This is a genomic window from Bartonella sp. CR84HXZ (assembly GCF_042194535.1).
GTDB classification, from domain to species: domain Bacteria; phylum Pseudomonadota; class Alphaproteobacteria; order Rhizobiales; family Rhizobiaceae; genus Bartonella; species Bartonella grahamii.
This window is the reverse complement of the sequence record NZ_JBHIMY010000003.1, coordinates 25,504-47,511: the sequence shown is the minus strand read 5'-3', so window position 1 is coordinate 47,511 and position 22,008 is coordinate 25,504. Positions and strand designations below refer to the sequence as shown.

The window sequence follows — 22,008 nt, the reverse complement described above, 5'->3', positions numbered from 1 at the left end:
GTTTTTAAAAGGAGTTAATTATTGATACGAGAGGACAAAATGCTTGTACATTATGGGCATTTTATCCTCTCATCTTTTCTGATAAGAGTTATAATAAATTCTTAAGTGCTATTTCATTTGAAGTTTAGGTAATCAAAGTACTTTTGTGAATTCATATTTTTTATTTTTGTAACAGCTTTTATTTGAAAAAAGAAATTTTGAGGAGAGTCTGGAAACATATGGTAGGTTGGAAGACTTAAATCTCTGAAACCGGTATACAGCCTAATTGGGGGAGAATATGAAGGCGTAAATATAAAAACCAAATCTCATTTTTACCATCATTTTTAATTCTGCTTTACGACTTTCAAAAGTATCTAAAGCAATGTCTGTTAAATAATAGAGATTACGCATTGCCTCACGCTTTTGTTTCTCACGTTTTTAATGGATTTACGTTCTTCATGTAAAACAGAACGCCTTAAACGGAATATATTTGTGTTGCTAATTCATGTGCTTTTTTTTAAGAAACCAGCCCCCAAGCCCATTTCACGGTGGCGCTTATGAGTGGTATAACAATAAAGCCCCAAAATATGATATAAAATTCGTTGAGCACTTCCATCTTTACGCTTATGGAGTAACAAGCCGTACCATCACACAATTTGCCAACTCCCAATGTTGTGTAGTCCTTAGCACTTGAGACGGTTCATAGAGGCATTTTTAGTCTTTTTTATCCACACAGCTCTCCTCACTTGTAACATGCAATCAAATGGTTTTGATGGATTCAACATGAAAAAGATTTGGAATGAGAGAATCTTAAGGTATTCAGGGTTTTTATTCAATATGAATAACGCTAAAATATCATTATAAATCAATATATTATATGATTAATCTATACAGATAACCACGATTGTACTGAACAATGCAAAAAGCAACTCCTAGAAAAGTGTGCTAGAAACAAGTGAGCAAGAGCGCTTTTTACTAAGTCAAAATGTTGCAATAGCTTTTGCATTTAAACAGATTCGTGAGAATCCACTTTTTTCAAGAGTTTTATCCATATACAAACTTCATTTATGATGTGGAAGCGAATAAATTTGCTTCATGTATAATGAACAAGTTTGGAATGAGAGAATATTCTGATATTCGAGGGGCTCATTTTGTGTGAGAAAATATAAATTATATATATAAATCAATATGTTTATGTGAGGCTCGTATAGTTTATTATTTTCAGACGATACTTCGTGCCTTTAATTTATTACTCAATAAGTGATTTCTATGTTGGTAGAGCAGGGCAATTTGCTTTTATTTTAAAATCAAAAGGGCTCCAAAGCTTTATTTGTAAGGATTTTCACTTTTTATCTATAAACATATTATTTTTCTCTAGAAATTTGCAATGAAGGCACTAAGTAAAATCCATTATGGATATTTGATGAGGTTAATTTATGAACATAAAATATTTTATTACAGCTTTTGCTACTTTTGCTTCAATCTCTATCGCTCAGGGTGCGAGTTTTTTAGCGTCTCAAAACCTTATACAGAGAGCATCTTCGGCTGTTCCTCCAATAGGTCTTTTTTCTGGTGAACAGCTTAGCAAGGTCTTATCTGAAGTTTTTCAAATAGAACTTTCTTGCACAAATAACAGTGAATGCATAACAGCAGCTAAGTTAGTACCTGTGTCACATTCTGGTAAAAAAAGAGGATATAATCCTAAAAAAGGACTAGAGAAAAGAGGACGACCAAACCTATTTACACGAAGTCCAATGAGCTTTTAAAAAGTGAGAAAACAACATTGAGAGGTGTAACGTATGCTCAAAAAGTGAAGAAAAGAGATATTATCACTTGAAAACAGGGGGGAGCTATTTGTTTAAAGCGTGTTATAATTGTACACGATGAGAATGAAGAGGATTGTTCGGAAAAGATACGAATAGGAAGATTTCAGAGAACGAATAACACAGTATAATAGCAATCAGTCATTATAAAATTCATGGGTTTAGATGAATATAGCCTAGAGATTTTGGGTTATTTTGTTATGCCGTAAATATCATCATTTTAAGTGTGATTATATAAGGCATGTAAAACGTCTTGATAAGTGTTTTTAGAGTATGGGGTGGGATTAGTGAAGGACTTGTCTATAGAACCTTTGGTTAATGATACATGAATGGGAAGCTAAATGAAATCCACTCGACAAAAATCTGGACTATTTGCAGACAGGGTCTGATAGAGCGCTTTGTCCAAATCGAGGAGAAAACCAAGTATTTATTTTAATGTTAAACTTTTGATCTTAGTGTGTTTCAAAGAATAAAACGCCATTGCGTTGCATACTTACGTGCGCTTGTTTTAAAGAAACATTTTTCAATGCTCCCAAGCCCATTTCGCGACGCTATCTATGAAGGGTATAATGGTAAACCCATTGAGTACTACCATCTTTATACTTATGAAGGGGGCAAGACGGCATTCATCACACACTTTGCTAGCTCTCAATGCTGTGACAGCCTCTGGTATGTGAGACGATTCATAAGAGGCATTTTTAGTCCTTATCTTGTACAGTTTTTATCCACACGGCTTTTCCTGCTTGTAACATGCAATCAAATGGTTTTGAGTGATTGCAACATGTTACCAGTTTGGAATGAGAGAATCTTACGATATTCGGGTTTCTTATTCAATATGCGAAATGATGAATTATGTTTATAATCAATCTATTGTTCGACTACAGAATTTATAAAATATTTTTTATTTGTCTATGATGCAATATCAGATATTTTTTCTGCCAAATTGTTTGCTCAATTAATGACTTTCAAAGCAAAGTTTGGTGTGAACACTTTAAGAAAGATCTCTCATCTTTTTTGCTTTAGGGAGAGTTTTAATATAGATGTCAGCATTTATCATACCAGTTGCCTGTCTTGAGGCATTTTTTACAGTTTCGTTTATAAAAGAGTATGAAATAGATAGCCTACAAATAAGATGAAACTCTGAAAAAGACTTTCTATGAGGTTGAGATAAGCAAAAAATGGTAAATATTTAAAAACAATAAATGCCTAAAGTAAAAACAAAGAGCAGGCAAGTTGCATATGATTTTGTTTCAATCCGTGGATTATTGGAAGTCTTGTTTATGTGCCATATAAGTTTATGTATGATATAAGCATCCTTTTTATGAAAAAAAACAAATACATAGACTTCACATTTTGTCATGCTAAGGATGAAGGTAAAAACATTATTTGTATAAATTTAAATAGAACGATTGCATTTGACTGTTCTTGATATTGAAAACATTCATAAGTGACATTTTTAGTTTTTTAACGGTTTCACATACTTGCTCGTTTGTAATGTATAGAGGGATGATTTTTGTTGCTTGAATATACAATGGTTTAAGATGAGAGCATTTGAATTTAATATAAAAGGATAATTTTTCATTAGACAAGAGCACATGCTTTCCACGGCGAGAACGCAGATATTTTTGAAAAATTTATAAAGAAGAGCAAATGTGACAAGAGAAAATCATTTGTGCATTGGCATAGTTCAATTCTTATTTATTAAGAGATCAAGCAATTCAGGATGTTTTCATTGGCTTTTTGTTTTTTTTATGAGTGTATCATTTTTGCTACAGATATCTGAAGTTTGGGCTCTATATGAAATGATGTGTTCAAATAAATATTCAGCTATGGAGAGAAAATATGAATATGAAATGGTTAATAACAGCTTCTGCTTTCGCTTTTGTTTCAGTTTCAGCGGCGCAAGCAGCAGATGTTATTGTTCCCCCAAGTCCAACACCTGTTGCTCCCGTTATTGTTGCTCCAACTTTTTCTTGGACAGGTTTCTACCTTGGTGGGCAACTTGGTGGTTTTTCGGGTAAAACGAAAATGGATATTCTCAGTAACGGAAAAAAGATTCCAGCGCCTGATGACCTTTTGCCTAAACTATCTGGTTTCATGGGTGGTCTTTACGCAGGTTCCAACGTTGATCTCGGCAATGGCCTTATTCTAGGTGTTGATACAGATATCATGTGGTCTAATAAAGATGACACGAAGACAGGAAACACATATGTTATTCTTCCAAATCACATAAATTATATTAAGAAGATATTAACAGAATCTGGAATTAGTATTGGTAAAGATGCGCTTGAAGCTGGTGCTAAACGGACCCACAGTTTCACTTTTAAAGAAAAGTGGGCTGGTGCGACACGTGTACGTATTGGTTTTGCAGCTGAACGCATTATGCCTTATGTTGCTGGTGGTATCGCTTATACACAGCTTCAAGATAGTGCATCGATTTCAATAACAGGCAAAGATTCAGATAAAGTAATAGCTTCTGGTACCTTGTCTGATGAAACAAAGACCCTTGTTGGTTACACCCTTGGTGCTGGTGTTGATTTAGCAATGACCAATAACGTTATTGTTCGTGCGGAATATCGTTACTCTGATTTTGGTAAAAAGAAATTCTCAAATGATAAATATGAGACATCTTACAAAACCAATGATTTCCGTGTTGGTGTTGCTTACAAATTTTAACAGATGGTAAGTTAAATAACAGAGGCGCTGTCTTTGACAGCGCCTCTGTTATTCTCTGTTGCTATATTATCACACAATACATAATTTATTGTGGATGTGGAAAAATATTATTCAGATTTTCTTAAAAAAAATCATAAACAATAAACAATAATTACATTTAAAAATCAATAAGTTATTTATATATATTTTTTAGGTTTTTCGTGCAAAACAAAGCTATGAAGCGATTTTATCTGGGATGTGCCCTCCATTTTCTGTGACTGTATCATTTTTACTACAGCTTTTCTTTCTGTAATCTTGTAGCACTGTGCTCATAAATAAATTAGGAGCAAAGTTTATGAATATAAAATCTTTAGTAACAACTTCTGTTATCGCTATGGCAGCAGCTTCTGCAGCACAAGCTGCTGATGTTATCATCCCTCGTGAAACAGCCCCAGCAGTCATCTCAGCAGCCCCTGCCTATTCTTGGACAGGCTTTTATATCGGTGGTCAAGTTGGTAACTTTTCAGGTAAAGTTGATGCAGTTGATTCAGAAACAAAAAAGAAAATTACAGATAAAGACTGGACACCTAAGCCTTCTGGTTTCATGGGTGGTATTTATGTAGGTTCCAACGTGGATCTTGGTAATGGCCTCATTTTAGGTGTTGAAACCGATGCAGTCTGGGCAGATCGCGAAGATTCAAAAGCGCATTCAGCAGTTATTGGAGAAACTGGCCTTGATGCTTTCAAAGATAAGCTTACAGCTGCTGAAGCTACATTTGCTCCAGGAAAAAATATTGATAATGTCACGAAGGATGGCAAACGTATAGATAGCACCTCTTTAAAAGAAAAATGGTCTGGTGCAACACGCGTTCGTATTGGTTTTGCAGCAGTTGACCGCATTTTGCCTTATTTCGCTGGTGGTATTGCTTATACGCAGCTGCAGGTAGTCGATTCTCTTAAGGCAGCGACAGCTGAAGGTGCCGAAATCGCTTCTGCTAAATTGCGTGATCTATCAAAAACAATGGTTGGTTTCACTGTAGGTGGTGGTATTGACTTTGCAATGACAGACAATGTTCTGTTGCGTGCAGAATACCGTTACTCAGACTACGGTAAAAAAGCATTTGTAAAGGATGGGGATAAAATAGCTTATAAAACCAATGATTTCCGTGTTGGTGTTGCATACAAATTCTAATTTCGTAAAAAACGAAATAAACTTCCAAGAGGCTCTGTCAAAGACAGGGCCTCTATTATTTTCTGTTGTTATATTATTACTCACTCCATATTTATTGGAGATATAAAAATATTTTCATAAATGACAGACAAGAATTACATTCAAAATCGATAAATTAACTTACGAATTCTCGTACGGAGTGAAGTTAATAGCGTTGTAAAGTCATGCAGCGATTTTGTTTTGAGTGCATCCTCCATTTTCTGTGACTGTATCATTTTTACTACAGCTTTTCTTTCTGTAATCTTGTAGCATTATCCTCTAAATAAATGAGGAGCAAAGTTTACGAATATAAAATCTTTAGTCACAATTTCTATTATCGCTATGGCAGCAGCTTCTGCAGCACAAGCTGCTGATGTTATCATCCCTCATGAAACAGCCCCAGCAGTCATCGCAGCCCCTTCATTTTCTTGGACAGGCTTTTATATCGGTGGTCAGATTGGTGGTTTTTCAAGTAAAATTGACTTAAAAGATAAAGATACTTCAGTTTTAAAAGACTTATCACCTAAGCTTTCAGGTTTGATTGGCGGTTTTTATGCAGGATCTAACTTTGATCTTGGAAATGGCATTATACTAGGTGTTGAAACAGATATGATCTGGTCTGGCAAAAAGGATGTGCGAGTAGCTTCTGAAACTGTAACTCCTCCAGCTAGTGGAACTGAAACTGTAAAGAGTTTAAGTATTAGAAATGCAGGTGCACAAGAAGTTGTAGATGTATCAGAAGGTGTTGGTTTTAAACAGAAATGGGCTGGTGCTACGCGAGTACGTATTGGTTTTGCTGCTGCTGACCGCATTATGCCTTATGTTGCTGGAGGTGTTGCCTATACACAGCTAGAGGCTGCTCATGGAGAAGTGAAGGTAGGTGATAAAACTTTTGTTTCAGGTTCATCTGATGAAACAGCAACAATGGTTGGTTTCACTATTGGTGGCGGTCTTGATTTTGCTGTGACTGATAATGTCCTGTTGCGTGCAGAATACCGTTACTCGGACTATGGTAAAAAGAAATTTTTTGCAAAAGAAAAAGAATATAATTTCAGAACTAATGACTTCCGTGTTGGTGTAGCTTACAAATTCTAATTTCGTCAACAACGAAATAAGCTTCCAAGAGGCTCTGTCAAAGACAGGGCCTCTATTATTTTCTGTTGTTATATTCCCATATTTATTGGGGGAGGAAAAGATATTATTCAGATTTCTTTAAAAAGATTTTCATAAACAACAAGCAATAATTACGCGCTAAATCAATGACTTATACGTACTTGTAACTTACAATTTCTTGCGAAAAGTGAAGTTATGAAATGACTTTATCTTGCGTCATCTTTCGTTTCTTATGATTGTATCATTTTACTACAGCGTTTCTTTCTCTAATCATATAGCACCCTGCTCATAAATAAATGAGGAGAAAAGTTTACGAATATAAAATCTTTAGTCACAATTTCTATTATCGCTATCAGCAGCTTCTGCAGCACAAGCTGCTGATATTATCGTTCCTCGTGAAACAGCCCCAGCAGTTGTTATCACAGCCCCCTTCATTTTCTTGGACAGATTTTTATTTCGGTGGTCAAGTTGGCAACTTTTCAAGTCAAAATTGATGTATTTGATTTAGAGACAAAAGAAAAAACTTCAGATAAAGATGGACTACCTAAGCCTTGAGGTTTCATAGGTGGTATTTATTTAGGTTCCAACATAGAACTTGGAAATGTCCTCAATTCTAGGTGTTGAAACCGATGCAGTCTGGATAGACCGAGGAGAAACGAAGACGGTCTCAAAGATTCTTGCGATTGATGAATTTAATGATTTTAATGATGAATTTGAAGATGCTGGTGTTGCATTGGTGTTGTTGTATTGGATGAAAATAAAAAGTTTCAAAAAGGTGACACAGCAGTGTATCGTATTGGTTTCAAAGAAAAATAGTCTGGTGCAACATGGGTTTGTGTTGGTTTTTCCGTCGCTGACCGCATTATGCCTTATGTTGCCAATGGTATTGCCTATGCGTAAATACAAGGTGTCGATAAAGTTTCAGAAACAAAAAAATCGGCAAATGGTAAATCAAGTAAAGAAGTTTCTGCTACGATATTTGATAAAACAAAAACGATGGTGGGTTTCACCCTTGGTGGTGGTATAGATTTCGCTATGACAAATCATATTCTGCTTCGTGCAGAATACTGTTACTCAGACTTTGGTAAGAAGGAATTTAAAAAGGGTTACCCTAAACTAGGCTACAAAACCAATGACTTTCATGTAGGTGTAGCTTACAAGTTCTAATTTCATCAAAAGTGCGATTATGAATAAAAAGTATTAATAAAAAATTAAATTTTCAAGAGATCTTGACTTTGACAAAACTGCTGTTTTCTGGGCTTTTATTTGTATGACTGTGACATTTTTACTACAGCTTTTCTATCTATAATCTTGTAAGGTCATTTTATAGTTAATTTAGGAGCAAAATTATGAATACAAAATATTTAATAGCAACTTCTGTTGCCGCTTTAATTTCAGCTTCTGCAGCACAAGCTGCTGATGTGATGATCCCTCATGAAGTCGCACCAGCAGTTATCGCAGCAGCACCTTCATTTTCTTGGACGGGTTTTTATCTTGGTGGTCAAGTTGGCAACTTTTCGAGTAAAACTAAAGTAACTATTCCAGGAGCAGATAAAGAGCTTTTCAAAAAAGATAACACACCTAGTCCTTCTGGTTTCATGGGTGGTATTTATGCCGGATCTAACGTAGACCTCGGAAATGGTCTCATTCTCGGTGTTGAAACCGATGCAGTTTGGGCAGACCGTGAAGAATCAAAAAAAGCCCGTGAATTGACGCTTACTGAAAAAGATGCAGCAAATTTTAATGATGCCCTTGAAAAAGCTAAGGTTGAATTAAAAGATCAGCAACAGTTTGAAAACGGTGACAAGGTAACAGAAACGCACAGTTACAAAGAAAAATGGTCTGGTGCGACACGCGTCCGTATCGGTTTTGCTGCTGTTGACCGGATTATGCCTTATGTTGCTGGTGGTATTGCCTATGCGCAGGTACAGGGCATTCAATCCGTTGCAGGAAAAGGAGAGAGAGCTAAAGTTGAGCAGAAAGCTGACGGGGATGAAAATGTGCCAGCTAAGCAAAGCATAGATTTGACTGGTGGTACTTGGGCTGATGACACGAAGACAATGCTTGGTTTCACTATTGGTGGTGGAGTTGACTTTGCAATGACAGACAACGTTCTTTTACGTGCAGAATACCGTTACTCCGATTTTGGTAAAAAGAAGTTTGCAAACGATACACGTGAATTCAATTACAAAACCAATGACTTCCGTGTAGGTGTTGCTTACAAATTCTAATTTCGTAAAAATGAAATTAGAAGCATAAAAAATACTAAGGCCTCGTTTAACGGGGCCTTTATTTTATTAGCTCTCTATTCTATATCTCTTAATCCCTTCTATTTTTATTTGTATCATTTTGTGCTATAAGACTTTAAAGAAAAAAGTTTTATATTATAGAGGGCGAATTGGTGGTATATATGGATTTTATAGCTACTGATTACATAAAATCTTATATCACGGCTATCATTTTACGCCTAAGAGAAAAGTATTCAATTAATCTCAGAAATAGGAAAAGATCATAACCAGTGACTAACTTTATTCTGCATATGCCAGATTAGAGCGAGCATATTGCGTATATCTGTTGGAGTAAGCTTTGGGAAATACAGTCTCATTGGGGAAGAATATGAAGATGTAAAGATAGAAACCAGTTTCCAACTTTACCATCTTCTTTTAATTTAGCTTTACGATTTTCAAAAGTATTTAGGGCATTGTCTTACGTTTTTGTTTATTGCATTCTTTTTATGGGATCACACTCCTTATGCAAAACAGAACGCCCCAAACGGAATACACTTGTTGTTGTGTCTTCACACATTTGTTTTAAAGAAATATTTTTCAAACTACATCAAGCCCACTTCATGTCAGTATCCGTGAGTGATATAAGACGGTAAAACCTCCCAATGAAATAATATAAAATCTATAGAGCACCACTATCGTTACACGCTTAATAAAAAGAGCAAGCTAGCATCATCATACAACTTTGCTAGCCACCAATGTTGTGGACAGACCTTGGCTGTTAAAAGCGTTCATAAGAGGCATTTAAAATTCTTTTAATTTTTTTATCCACAGACTGTTTCCGCTATCGAGAGACATGGTTTTGATTAATACAACATGAAACAGGTTTTAAATGATAGAATCCTAAAGTATTAGTTTTTTTATTCAACATGAAAACAATAAATTATCCTTATAAATCAAACTGATGCGTCATGATGAAGACGTTTATGCAAAGAACCTAAAAGTTTTTTTGCGAGTGTTTGAATAAGTCCTTTGTTTTTCTTAATTTTAGATACAAAATATTATTGCTAAAGCACCAAAAATAGATCATGCTGATAAATAGATGAAACTTTGATGGCGCTTGGTTTTTAAAAAGGCAACATTTGATTTCACTGTTTGCACAGGCATTGATTTTGCAATAACAGATGATAGTTTATTGCATGCATAATACTGTTATTCAAATTTCGGTAAAAAGAAATTTATAAAGAATATTGCCATTAACAGTTATGCGAAAATTTAATGAAAATGAATCCAACTTTAAGATACATAATTCTAGTGTGATTTAGTTTATAAATTCTCATTGAATGCAAAATTGAAAGTTAAAGAAGCCTTATTTTCAAAAAATCTTTATTTTTTTGTGAGTGTGTCATTTTTGCTACAGATCTTTCAAAAAAGATGCTCTATATACATTCCATTTTGGATATTTGGAGAGATTTTATGAATACAAAACGTTTAATAACAGCATCTATTTTTTCTTTAATTTCAGCGTCTACAGCGCTAGCTGCTGATGTTATGATTCCTCATCAACCAGCACCATCGAGTTCTTCTACCATTGTTGCGCCTACTTTTTCATGGACAGGTCTTTATTTAGGTGTACAAGCTGGTGGTTTTTCGAGCAAAGCTGATATAGCTCTTGTTGATCAAGAAAAGAATTTGCCACTAGATAAAGAGTTCTCTCCTAAACTTTCAGGTTTTGTAGGTGGTTTTTATGCAGGTTCTAATATTGATCTCGGTGATAACTTTATTTTTGGCGTCGATACGGATTTAATGATATCTGGTAAAAAACACATAAAGACAATTACCATAGGTGCAGCTGATAACACTACAGTAGAAAATGCAGTCGTAAGATCCCGCAGATCTGCAGAAGTTGTAACCACAACAGGAAAAACAACAGGAACACCAACAGGAAAAACAACAGGAACACCAACAGGAAAAACAACACAAACAGCTGCTTCAGAACAATCTGCACCAAAAGTAGCAGATGCAGGAACTGTACCAACAAAACCTGCTGCAGACACAGAAACCTCCAAACAAGTGACGAGATCAGAAGTAAGAGGAACGCCAACGCCAGCAGAGGGCAAAACACAAGCTGTTACATCTACAAAAACCTCCCCACAGACAGAGAGAAGATCAGTGCAAGCATCATCGGGATCATTGGCAAGATCAGATACAAGACTACCATCGGTAGTAGTAGGGGGAAATGGATCAAATCCAGTTACACCTAAACCAACAGCTATCGGCACAGGGGTAGGAGCAGCAGGGAAGTCATCATCGTCCTCATTGGCAAAATCAACAGCAGGAAATCAAACAGCAGGAGTAGGGTCAAGTGGAGCAAGTGTGCCTGCAAAATCTGCAGAAGAAGGATCTGCAAAAACGGCTGAAAAAGCACCAGTATCTTCTGCCTCATCAACAAAATTAGAAGTAAGTCAATCTGTAGCGACAAAACCTACATCGGAACAATTATCATTAAAAGAAAAAACAGTACCGAGCAGAGGGACACTTGTACTCGCGAGATCAGGATCAACCTCTGAATCAGCAAAAGCTTCCAATGGAACAAGCGGAGCCCAAAACGGAGGTCATCATGGTGCCCATGGTAGAGGAAATGCTAATTCGCATGGTGCTAATCCACATGCTTCTCGTTCTCATGGTGGACAGAATATGGCTGGACACGGTGCACAAAGTACACAAGCGGTGGATAAGAACAATTCCAGTGTATATGGTATAGAACAAATGAAAAGGGTGGCTTCTGAACTTGGTCTTGATCAAGAGGATGAAGTTGAAACTTTAAATCATACTTTCAAACAAAATTGGGGTGGTGCTACACGGGTGCGTATTGGTTTTGCTGCTGATCGCTTTATGCCTTATCTTGCTGGGGGTATTGCTTATGGGCAGTTCCAAGACACTGTATCAATATCCGTTAAGGATGAGGATGGAAGAGTCGTTTCTTCTAAGAACTTAGCTGATGAAACAAAAACCATGATTGGTTACACACTTGGTGGTGGCGTTGATTTCTCGGTGCTGGATAATGTGATTGTACGTGCAGAATATCGTTACTCTGATTTTGGTAAAAAGAAATTTGCAAAGGAAAAACTTGAAGTTAACTACAAAACCAATGATTTCCGTGTTGGTGTAGCTTATAAATTCTAATTTTTAAAAGAGTAAATTTCTAAAAGGCTCCACTATTAGTGGAGCCTTTATTTTTTAAAAGATCAATTTTTGGTTTCTTTTCTTGTGAATTTCATGATAAAGCCCATAGAGTGTGATGATATATTTTCCTGATCGCTGCTTAATACGAATGATAAGCTCGGCTTTCCCTATAGATAAAAACCAGAGTTGCAGGGTTCAGGGAAGTTATGCAAAAATGAAACCGTAAAAGTGGACAGGGATATTTCACAATGACTGTGAAAAATGAAACAATAGATTATTCAAAAACTCTTTATCTCCCACAGACAAATTTTCCTATGCGTGCAGGGCTTCCGCAAAAAGAGCTTGAATTGATGGCGCGTTGGGAAAATATGGGGCTTTATGCGCAATTGCGCCAACAAGCAAAAGATCGTCCATTTTATATTCTTCATGATGGTCCACCTTATGCAAATGGTCATATTCATATCGGGCATGCTTTAAACAAAGTTCTAAAGGATGTGGTTGTTCGTTCATTCCAAATGCGCGGTTTTAATGCAAATTATGTACCTGGTTGGGATTGCCATGGGCTTCCAATTGAATGGAAAATTGAAGAAAAATATCGAGCACAAGGAAAAAATAAGGATGAGGTACCTCTTCACGAGTTTCGTCAAGAATGCCGTGAATTTGCACAGCATTGGGTAACCGTTCAAAGTGAAGAATTTAAACGCCTTGGTGTCGTGGGAGATTTTAACACGCCTTATACTACAATGGCTTTTCATGCAGAAGCACGCATTGCCAGTGAATTGATAAAATTTGCTATGTCAGATCAGATTTATCGTGGTTCCAAGCCGGTGATGTGGTCTGTTGTGGAGCGTACGGCTTTGGCAGAGGCTGAGATTGAATATCATGATCATGAATCAGAGGTGCTTTGGGTTAAGTTTCCTGTTTTTAAAGCAAATTCTGATGATTTATATGGTGCTTATGTCGTCATTTGGACAACAACACCGTGGACAATTCCTGCTAACCGTGCAGTGAGTTATTCTTCGCAGATTTCTTATGGTATTTACGAAGTTGAAAGTACTGAAAATGATTTTGGTCCTCAAGCTGGGGAAAAACTTCTCTTTGCTGATGCGTTAGCTATGAGTTGTGCAGAAAAAGCCAAACTTGTTTTGAAGCGTTTGCGTGTTATTTCTGCTGAAGAATTGAAAGCTCTTGTTCTTTCTCATCCACTCAAAGGTTTGGCTGGGGGGTATAACTTTAAAATTCCATTGTTTGATGGTTCGCACGTAACAGAGAGTGCTGGTACAGGTTTTGTTCATACAGCGCCAAGCCATGGGCGTGAGGACTTTGAAATTTGGAATGATTATAAGTCCTTACTGGAGCAAACGGGGATTGATTCATCTATACCGTTTCCTGTTGATGATGCAGGGTTCTATACGAAAGATGTTCCAGGTTTGGGACCAGATCGTGAAGGAGGACCTGCACGTATTATAGATGATAATGGAAAAATGGGTGATGCTAATAAAGAGGTCATTAACGCTTTAATTAAAGCAGATCGATTGTTTGCACGGGGGCGTTTAAAGCATTCCTATCCCCATAGTTGGCGTTCAAAAAAACCCGTTATTTTTCGCAATACACCGCAATGGTTTATTTCAATGGATAAAGATTTTGGGGATGGTTCAACTTTACGTAGTCGGGCTTTGGAAGCTGTTTCAAAAACGCGTTTTGTGCCGTCTTCTGGGCAAAACCGCCTAGCTTCTATGATAGAAGATCGTCCTGATTGGGTTCTTTCTCGTCAGCGTTCTTGGGGTGTTCCTATTTGTATTTTTGCGAATGAGGATGGTGTTATTCTAAAAGATGAAGGTGTGAACGAGCGTATTTTACGGGCTTTTGAAGCAGAAGGGGCAGATGCATGGTTTGCTGAAGGAGCACGTGAACGTTTTTTAGGTGAGCGTGCACATGAGCCTTGGGTACAGGTTTATGATATTTTGGATGTTTGGTTTGATTCTGGAGCAAGCCATAGCTTTGTGTTAGAAGATCGGGCTGATTTGAAATGGCCTGCTGATGTTTATTTTGAAGGTTCAGATCAACATCGCGGATGGTTCCAATCTTCTCTTTTGGAAAGCTGTGGTACGCGTGCTTGCTCTCCCTATAAGGCAGTGATCACACATGGTTTTACTTTGGATGAGAATGGTAAGAAAATGTCTAAATCTTTAGGCAATACGGTTGTTCCACAAGAGATCATTAAAACATCTGGAGCTGATATTTTTCGTCTCTGGGTTATGACAACTGATTATTGGGAAGATCAGCGTTTAGGCAAAAAAATCCTTCAAACAAATGTGGATTCATATCGTAAACTACGCAATGCAATTCGTTGGATGCTTGGAACTTTAGCGTATGATGATGGAGAAGAAATATCTTATGGCGCACTGCCGGATCTTGAAAAATTTATATTGCATAGGCTTTTTGAACTTGATCAGTTGATTAATCGCGCTTACGATGAATTTGATTTTAAAAAGATTATGCGTGCATTATTGGATTTTTCAATCATTGAGTTATCGGCATTTTATTTTGATATCCGCAAGGATTCTCTTTATTGTGATGCGCCTTCATCAAAAAAACGCAAGTCTTCCTTGCAGGTTGTCCGTGAGATTTTTGAGCGTATGGTAACATGGCTTGCTCCAATGTTGCCTTTTACTATGGAGGAAGCTTGGTTAGAGCGTTACCCAGAAAGCCAATCGGTGCATTTAGAACAATTTCGCTCTGTACCAGAAGAATGGCAAAATCAATCTTTGTCTGAGCGTTGGAAAAAAATTCGGCAGGTCCGTAAAGTTGTTACAGGTGCTTTAGAGCTTGAACGCGTTGATAAGCGTATTGGATCCTCGTTAGAAGCCGCTCCTGTTGTTTTTATTTCCAATCCGGCTTTACGAGAAGCATTAGAAAATGTGGATATGGCGGAGATCTGTATTACCAGTGAACTCACAATTACGCAGGATACAATACCTTCCGATGCTTTTACTTTGAATGATGTTGAAGGTGTTGGTGTATATCCAGAGAAGGCATTAGGAAAAAAATGTGCTCGATCATGGCGTTATACACAAGATGTTGGGAGTGATCCTGCCTATCCGGATGTATCTGCTCGTGATGCAGCTGCTTTGCGGGAATTGCAGATTCTTGGCAAGATTTAAAATTTTAGATCAAAGGAAAGAAATGCAAGTAAATTTCTCATATTGATGAATATAGTTTTTTGTGGTACGAGAAAAATTCCGTTGTTTTATCTGCAGGGGGGAAATTTGTGTATGGAACGTTCTCTCATAAATAACGGGAATGTTAATTAGCCATATACTTAGGAAATGGAATAGGCAGTGAGAAAACGTGAAATAAAAATATTTCCAATAGGAATTTTAGGGATGTGCTTTGTTTTAACGGGATGCAATTTATCAGCTCCTACCTATGGTACCGATAAACCAGTTTCGATACAGTTTTTTGAAGATGTTGCTAATATTACTTCATTAACACCAACAAATAACAGTAGCCAGATTGTTATGAAACCTCATCCAAAACTTGTAATACCAAGCCCTAGTTCGCGCGGATTTTTACCGATTCCACAACAAGATAGATCTGTCAATGAAATAGCAGCATCGAAGAAGCATCAAGGAAATAAGTCTTTTCCTCACAAAGGATCGTCAGTTAATGGCGCTGGTTCAGAAAACCCTTCACAGTTGAATGCGAAGCAACGACAGGAATATTTACGTCGTCAGAGAGCACAAGTTGGAAGTTCAAAATACCGTCGCTATCTCACTGAACCACCTTTAAGTTATCGCCAACCGGCAAAAACCGCACCTATTGGTCGATAGGGAAAAGACAAAATATTTAAAGTAAAGAATTTTTCTAATTACTTATGATACCAAGCTCTCATTCTCGCGCAGTTATAATGCTGTTGTAGGAGGGGTGTTATTCTCATGAAATAGCAATATGACAACAGCATCGAGAGAGTCCTTATGCGTTTCCTAACACGAAACATTTCTCAAGCTCATTTTACAACATCGCTCATGTGGATAGTATAACGTAAAATCTATTGTGCTCCAATATCTTTATGCTTAGGAAGGAGAAAACTGATACTATCATTTTATTTTCCAAACTCCAATGTTGCGACAATTCTTGCATTTGAGAGCCTTCATAAGAGACATTTTTAGTCTTTTCTAAAACGTTCTTTATCCAGACGATAATCCCGCTTATGATGTGCAAGAAAGTGATTTTTATTGATTCAATATAATTTGAAATGGGAGTATATCTACGATATTTTGAACTTTATATTTTATATACAAAATAATGAATTATTCTTATGAGTGAATGTATCATCTAATAGAAGCAATATGCAGCATTAAAAGAGAGAAAAAATGCTTCGAAATGGCTTTTGCTATATCTGTATCAGAGGAATTAATAGTCTTTTTTTGAGAAATAGGATAGTTTTTAAAGAGTGAAAGTTATGGAAGAAGAATTGTTTTTAGTATCGCTTTTGTACAAAAAAATCTTTAAGTAATTGAGCAGCTTCTTTTTCTTTAAAACCAGAATAAATCTCAGGTTTGTGATGGCAGGTTGGTTGCTGATAAAAACGTGGACCATTTTCTATAGCTCCCCCTTTGGGATCATTTGTTGCGTAATAGAGACGTCGTATGCGTGCAAATGAAATGGCAGCAGCACACATAGCACAAGGCTCAAGTGTTACATAAAGGTCGCAATCAGGAAGCCTTTCGCTTTGCAATGTTTCGCAAGCCATACGGATTGCGCGCATTTCTGCGTGTCCTGTAGGGTCATATGCAGATTTTATAAAGTTACCAGCGCGCGCAATGATAGCTTTTCCACGTGTAATGACAGCGCCTACGGGAACTTCATCTTTTTTTGCAGCCCATTGCGCTTCTAAAAGGGCTATTTCCATGGGCGTCAAAGTCATCATATTCTTTCTACTGAAGGTATAGAAAATCTAAAGGTTATCTCGATAAGAAATGCGATGGAATGAATAATTTATTACGCTTTTATAATGAAAGGAATACCTCTATTTTTTAAAGTGTTTAAAACAAACGTGCAAGTCAACAGATACATTATTGTCGTTAAAGGATAGAAAATGATAAATGATTATGCTACTTCCTTTTTCAGGATAAGCGGTATGGTGCATGTGAATAATTTTCTAAACATACTGGCAAAGATTGGTTTGAAACGCAAATGAATGAAAATAATGAGAGTGAACGAATTGCTAAAAGGTTAGCGCGTGCTGGTATTGCTTCGCGTCGAGATGCAGAAATGATGATTGTTGCAGGTCGCATTTCTGTAAATGGTACGGTCGTGACAACGCCTGCTTTTAATGTTAGCCGCTCTGATGTTATTAAAGTTGATGGCAAACCTTTACCTCCTATAGAACGAACGCGTTTATGGCTTTACCATAAGCCAGCAGGCCTTGTCACCACGAACCGTGATCCTGAAGGCAGACCTACAGTATTTAGTAATTTACCAAAAGGAATGCCGCGTGTTCTTTCTGTTGGAAGGCTTGACATTAACACGGAAGGGCTTTTGCTTTTAACCAATGATGGTGGCTTAGCGCGTGTATTAGAGCTTCCTGTAACAGGATGGGTCCGCAAATATCGCGTCCGTGCTCATGGAAGAGTAAAGAAGAGCGCGCTGGATAACCTTAAAAATGGTATTGCGATTAATGGCATTTTTTATGGTTCGATTGAAGCATCAATTGAACGTGAACAAGGATCTAATATATGGCTTTCTGTCGCTTTGCGTGAAGGAAAAAATCGTGAAATAAAGAATGTTTTAGGGGCGTTGGGATTATCAGTTAATCGATTAATACGTGTATCTTATGGTCCATTTCATCTCTCTGATTTAGAAGAAGGAGCCGTGCAAGAGTTAAAAGGGCGGATGTTACGAGATCAGTTGGGGGAGCGTTTGATTATGCAAGCCAATGCAGATTTTGATGCTCCTATTCTTAAGCCATTTTCAAATTCTGCAGTTGTTGCAGAAAAGCAAAGCCAAAAAGATCTTTCTGTTGCAAATGATGGTTGGGTTTTCTCAAGTGAAAGGGCGATACGGCGCCGACCAAGAGATGATTCTGTTGAACATAGTCGTGCACGATTAAGTACAAAGTCTCATGAGAATGTAAAGAAGGAGAAAAGTGAGGAAGGAAAAGCAGAGCGTTTTCTACCGCGTTCTCGCCGTGCTAATGTTTGGATGGCTCCTGGTGCACGTCCGCAGAGTACACGTAGAAAGCCTTCCTATAGTGAGGAGAAATCGCATGACCATAAGAGCGATTTGGATGGTAGAAAATCCTTTCATCGAGGCAAGGAAAAACTAAAAGAAAGTCCGTTACACAAAGAGAAGAGGGGAAGTTTTGTTCAAAAACGTGGCAAAACATCTTATGACGAGACGCATCCCTCTGGTAAGAAAGATCGCTTTTTCAAGGATAAAGAGAAAATGATAAAAAGTGGACATGAGGAGCATTCTTTTGAGAGAAAGAAAAAGGTAAAATCGTTTGGTGGTGCTATGAAAAAATCTAAACCACATAGGGATGGTGCAAAAACTTCGAAGCGATTTGGAGGTTCACGTGCGGATCATAGGCGGTAAATTTGCTGGGCGTGTTTTGTTTTCGCCTGTTAATCAGTCGATTCGCCCAACGAGTGATCGTACACGTGAAAGCCTTTTTAATATTCTTTCTAGCCGTGAAGAACAATTTTGGACCAATAAACGTATTCTTGATCTTTTTGCTGGTACTGGTGCTTTAGGCATCGAAGCACTTTCACGTGGAGCAAAGGCGGCTGTTTTTGTTGAAAACTCGGTTGAGGGGCGTGGGTTGCTTCAAAAAAATATAGAAGCCTTTGAATTACAGTCGATAGGACGGATTTTGCGTCGTGATGCGACAAAACTTGGCAATATTGGCACAATGCTTCCATTTGATGTTATCTGCGCTGATCCTCCCTATAGCCGTTGTTTAGGTGAACGTGCTTTCGTAGAAGCTTTGCGAGGAGGGTGGGCAAAAGCTGATACACTCTTCATACTTGAAGAAAAGAAAGATACAATGATTCATTTACCTGATGTCTTTTATCTAGACGATGAGCGTTTTTATGGTGAGACAGCAATACGTCTCTATAAATTACGATCGCTTACATTTTGAGAAAGTTCTTGTTTTTATCCGGTAGGATGAAAAAATGCTTCTTTACAGTTTTCTTCATTTTATATGGTTTTTAAAAGGTTAAACAGAAAATAAATAAAAGATTCTAATGTTAAAGGAATTGATGAATTTTGATTTCATTATGTTTTTTGTCTGAATCTCTCATTTTTTGAAGTTTTTCATAGCCCCAAGAGCGAGTCTTTTACAATATACGCCCTTTAATATAGAGGGGCCATCTGTTCTTCTGTCTAGCCAAAAATTGCTTTGAGGTGTAATGCTATTGGACCTAAATTAGCAGTATGTATTGCTGCTAATTTTTGTAAGTTATATGCTGATTTGTTAATTTCATCTACATTAAAAGTGTAACACATTGTCAAAGCTTTAGTGTATTATTAGCTTTACTACCGATGAATGTTTTTTCTCCAATAGGATATATATTTCACGACAACAGTTATAATACCTTTTTGTCTAATTTCTTTCGGCTGCACATTAATCATCAACATCTCATTAGCAGCTGAAAGCTTTCAACTATGCAGTCTGCATTTATATCCTAAATAGTGTGTAACTTTTATCTTTATTATTGTATGAACTTAAAACAGATATTTTCTATTTAAGGTAGACAATAGTGTTCATTTATACTGAACATTTGTGTGTTTATTTATTAATATCGCTTGTTGAGTTAATCATTATATATTAAGTAAATCTGAAAGTATTAAGTGTGTTATCGTTATTACATTTTTAAGAATAATTTTTATATTATTCTTTAGCAATAAAGCTAAATGATTTCTAAAACAGGGAAGATTATCATGTTTAAATGGATATATAGCGAAGAAATTAACACAGAAGCGAGTGCTGAGCAAATTTGGGCTATATGGGAAGATGTGTCATCATGGCCTTGCTGGGATAGTGAACTTGAGTGGGTAGAACTTTCTGGTCCTTTCAAAGAAGGGGCTACAGGACGCATGAAACCTAAAAAGGGACCTACAGTAACTTTTACACTTGATAAAGTTATAAAAAATGTTTTCTTTTCTGATTATGCTAAACTGCCTCTTACTCACATGAGTTTTGATCATGAATATATTTGTTCAAAAAAATCTGATTCTTCAAATAACAAAATTCGCCATACTGTAACCATGTCTGGTTTACTTTCTCCTTTCTTTGGAATGGTTATTGGGTCAAAAATTAAGTTACACCTTCGTGATGCAATGATTGAAATGAGCAGACGTGCTCTTATTGAAAACAAAATCATCTCGTAAGGGGGTGCATTTATAAAGAAGTTAATACCTTTACAAAGGCGCAGAAATCTTAGCCTTGTTAGAATGAAATCAGTTATGAGTATATAGCAAATCGATGAGGTATGATTTGTTTTTTCATTAGTCGTTGAAATCGAGTCAAATCATCTGAGAAAATTAATTTTGCACCAAAGATCTTATAAGAGTCATTGAATTTTATTCAATATATAAAAGCTTATGAGGTGCGCATTTTTACTGAAAATAAAGAAAGTTGTAGAAGCTTCTGCTCTTGTGAATCTGTAGGTCAATATTGTCATGATATTTGCCAGTTTCTAGTATTGCGATAGTTTTTGATTTGAGAGCCTTGATAAAAGGCATTTTGACTTCTTCTTAAATAGTTTTTATCAACATTACCTCTATTCATGATGTGAGAGCGAATAGTTGTGATTTCCTCAACATAAATAAGTTTAAAATGGAGAAAATTTAATGATATTTGATTCTTTTATGCAAATTACAAAACGATCAATTATAATTATAAATCAAAGTGTTTTTTTTGATTAAAAGATGATGACTTTCTAAAGAGTACAGCTTTAAAAGGCTCTAAAGGATAAATAAGCTCACTCTTAATTTCCGTAAAATTAATTTCGTATCATTGTATATATTTGGTTTAAATGTTTAAAAAAGCGATTTTTTAAAATGCATACAGATATCCTAGTTTCTGCAAATACTTTTGTATCTGTTAAAACAATTATGAGCGATAAACTTGTCAAAATTAATTGGAAGAATACGCTTATTGCAGATTGAATTGAAAGATAGATACAACGTTGAGTTTCATATAAAAGTTTTATTGATTATCGTTTTATGACAATATTACACTTCTTTATTTTTTAATGGAGGGGAAAGAGGAAAGAGTATAGTTCTTAAATCAAAATCTATCCAGTATCTTAGAATTTTTGTTTCAGGAAAAAGAAGTCTGTCAAATTATGCCTGTTTAATAACAAAATAACCGATTAAGGATGACGCATGAAAAAATGAGATGCTCTCGATTAGACGCATTAGAAACGAGAGAGAATGTTATGATTATAACTTATTTCTGATAAATATAAAAAATGAGTTCTTTGTGATACCACGTCCATGAGGGTAAAGAAGTTTATGACTGCTCATTTTGTTGAAACCATAATGAAAGGAAAAATTTTTTATTCCGTTTATGTTTTTTGTTTACAAGATTGCCATCTTATTATGAGAGAGTTTATAGAAGCAAAGAAGTATACACAAATATAAGGCATTTTCTTGATTCTTGCTTGGAAATTAAAGAATGCTATAGGAATAAAGGAAGTTGTTTGACTATCCAGAGGACATAAGGTTTGTGACTTAAGTCGTTTTATGCTTTTCGAATTTTTGAGGATTTTGACTTAAATTCAAGTGTTATTGCTAGGTCGTT

12 protein-coding genes and 2 pseudogenes are annotated in these 22,008 nt (G+C 36.4%); 12 read left to right on the top strand and 2 right to left on the bottom strand.

Features of this window, described 5'->3' with window-relative positions; translation table 11 throughout:
- Nucleotides 1-238: 238 nt before the first annotated feature.
- A pseudogene (locus ACFIKD_RS02250) lies at nt 239-649 on the bottom strand (integrase); the annotation flags it as partial.
- A gap of 766 nt (nt 650-1,415) precedes the next feature.
- On the opposite strand from ACFIKD_RS02250, the gene ACFIKD_RS02245 reads away from it, so the two are divergent.
- From ACFIKD_RS02245 to ACFIKD_RS02200, 9 genes and pseudogenes are all read left to right on the top strand, one after another.
- The gene (locus tag ACFIKD_RS02245; protein ID WP_375647126.1) at nt 1,416-1,745 is read left to right on the top strand and encodes a hypothetical protein; all 330 of its coding nucleotides are present in this window, start codon (nt 1,416-1,418) and stop codon (nt 1,743-1,745) included.
- 1,899 nt (nt 1,746-3,644) lie between these two features.
- Nucleotides 3,645-4,478 carry an outer membrane protein gene (locus tag ACFIKD_RS02240; protein WP_375644621.1) on the top strand — a complete coding sequence of 278 codons (834 nt, stop codon included), beginning with the start codon at nt 3,645-3,647 and terminating at the stop codon, nt 4,476-4,478.
- A gap of 334 nt (nt 4,479-4,812) precedes the next feature.
- Nucleotides 4,813-5,649 (top strand): porin, encoded by an 837-nt coding sequence (locus ACFIKD_RS02235; RefSeq protein ID WP_375647125.1) that lies wholly within the window; start codon nt 4,813-4,815, stop codon nt 5,647-5,649.
- A 360-nt stretch (nt 5,650-6,009) separates the two neighbouring features.
- Entirely contained in the window at nt 6,010-6,762 is a 753-nt protein-coding gene (locus ACFIKD_RS02230; RefSeq protein ID WP_375647124.1) for an outer membrane protein, read from the top strand.
- Nucleotides 6,763-7,098: 336 nt separating this feature from the next.
- Nucleotides 7,099-7,947, top strand: a pseudogene (locus tag ACFIKD_RS09815) (outer membrane protein).
- A gap of 182 nt (nt 7,948-8,129) precedes the next feature.
- Nucleotides 8,130-9,011, top strand: coding sequence for an outer membrane protein (locus tag ACFIKD_RS02215; RefSeq protein ID WP_375647121.1), 882 nt, complete (start codon nt 8,130-8,132; stop codon nt 9,009-9,011).
- 1,470 nt (nt 9,012-10,481) lie between these two features.
- Nucleotides 10,482-12,191 carry an outer membrane protein gene (locus tag ACFIKD_RS02210; RefSeq protein WP_375647120.1) on the top strand — a complete coding sequence of 570 codons (1,710 nt, stop codon included), beginning with the start codon at nt 10,482-10,484 and terminating at the stop codon, nt 12,189-12,191.
- A gap of 248 nt (nt 12,192-12,439) precedes the next feature.
- Complete coding sequence (gene ileS, locus ACFIKD_RS02205) at nt 12,440-15,355, top strand: isoleucine--tRNA ligase (RefSeq protein WP_375635954.1); 2,916 nt, start codon at nt 12,440-12,442, stop codon at nt 15,353-15,355.
- Between the two features lie 177 nt (nt 15,356-15,532).
- The gene (locus ACFIKD_RS02200; protein ID WP_012754667.1) at nt 15,533-16,024 is read left to right on the top strand and encodes a hypothetical protein; all 492 of its coding nucleotides are present in this window, start codon (nt 15,533-15,535) and stop codon (nt 16,022-16,024) included.
- 650 nt (nt 16,025-16,674) lie between these two features.
- Here the strand turns inward: ACFIKD_RS02200 and ACFIKD_RS02195 are convergent.
- Entirely contained in the window at nt 16,675-17,121 is a 447-nt protein-coding gene (locus tag ACFIKD_RS02195) for a nucleoside deaminase (RefSeq protein ID WP_012754668.1), read from the bottom strand.
- A 269-nt stretch (nt 17,122-17,390) separates the two neighbouring features.
- Here ACFIKD_RS02195 and ACFIKD_RS02190 point away from each other — a divergent pair, with 269 nt between their 5' ends.
- The 3 genes from ACFIKD_RS02190 (at nt 17,391) to ACFIKD_RS02180 (ending at nt 20,591) form a co-directional block, all read left to right on the top strand.
- Complete coding sequence (locus ACFIKD_RS02190) at nt 17,391-18,791, top strand: pseudouridine synthase (RefSeq protein WP_375647118.1); 1,401 nt, start codon at nt 17,391-17,393, stop codon at nt 18,789-18,791.
- Nucleotides 18,772-19,338, top strand: a complete 567-nt coding sequence (gene rsmD, locus ACFIKD_RS02185) for a 16S rRNA (guanine(966)-N(2))-methyltransferase RsmD (RefSeq protein WP_273787828.1) — start codon at nt 18,772-18,774, stop codon at nt 19,336-19,338. Before ACFIKD_RS02190 ends, rsmD begins: the two co-directional genes overlap by 20 nt.
- Nucleotides 19,339-20,141: 803 nt before the next feature.
- Complete coding sequence (locus tag ACFIKD_RS02180; protein ID WP_375628586.1) at nt 20,142-20,591, top strand: hypothetical protein; 450 nt, start codon at nt 20,142-20,144, stop codon at nt 20,589-20,591.
- Nucleotides 20,592-22,008: the final 1,417 nt, after the last annotated feature.

Bases quoted from the DNA above. Each gene is read 5' to 3' on its own strand.
- ACFIKD_RS02245 (WP_375647126.1), top strand. From the start codon at position 1,416: ATGAACATAAAATATTTTATTACAGCTTTTGCTACTTTTGCTTCAATC.
- ACFIKD_RS02240 (WP_375644621.1), top strand. From the start codon at position 3,645: ATGAATATGAAATGGTTAATAACAGCTTCTGCTTTCGCTTTTGTTTCA.
- ACFIKD_RS02235 (WP_375647125.1), top strand. From the start codon at position 4,813: ATGAATATAAAATCTTTAGTAACAACTTCTGTTATCGCTATGGCAGCA.
- ACFIKD_RS02230 (WP_375647124.1), top strand. From the start codon at position 6,010: ATGGCAGCAGCTTCTGCAGCACAAGCTGCTGATGTTATCATCCCTCAT.
- ACFIKD_RS02215 (WP_375647121.1), top strand. From the start codon at position 8,130: ATGAATACAAAATATTTAATAGCAACTTCTGTTGCCGCTTTAATTTCA.
- ACFIKD_RS02210 (WP_375647120.1), top strand. From the start codon at position 10,482: ATGAATACAAAACGTTTAATAACAGCATCTATTTTTTCTTTAATTTCA.
- ileS (WP_375635954.1), top strand. From the start codon at position 12,440: ATGACTGTGAAAAATGAAACAATAGATTATTCAAAAACTCTTTATCTC.
- ACFIKD_RS02195 (WP_012754668.1), bottom strand. From the start codon at position 17,121: ATGACTTTGACGCCCATGGAAATAGCCCTTTTAGAAGCGCAATGGGCT.
- ACFIKD_RS02190 (WP_375647118.1), top strand. From the start codon at position 17,391: ATGAATGAAAATAATGAGAGTGAACGAATTGCTAAAAGGTTAGCGCGT.
- ACFIKD_RS02180 (WP_375628586.1), top strand. From the start codon at position 20,142: ATGTTTAAATGGATATATAGCGAAGAAATTAACACAGAAGCGAGTGCT.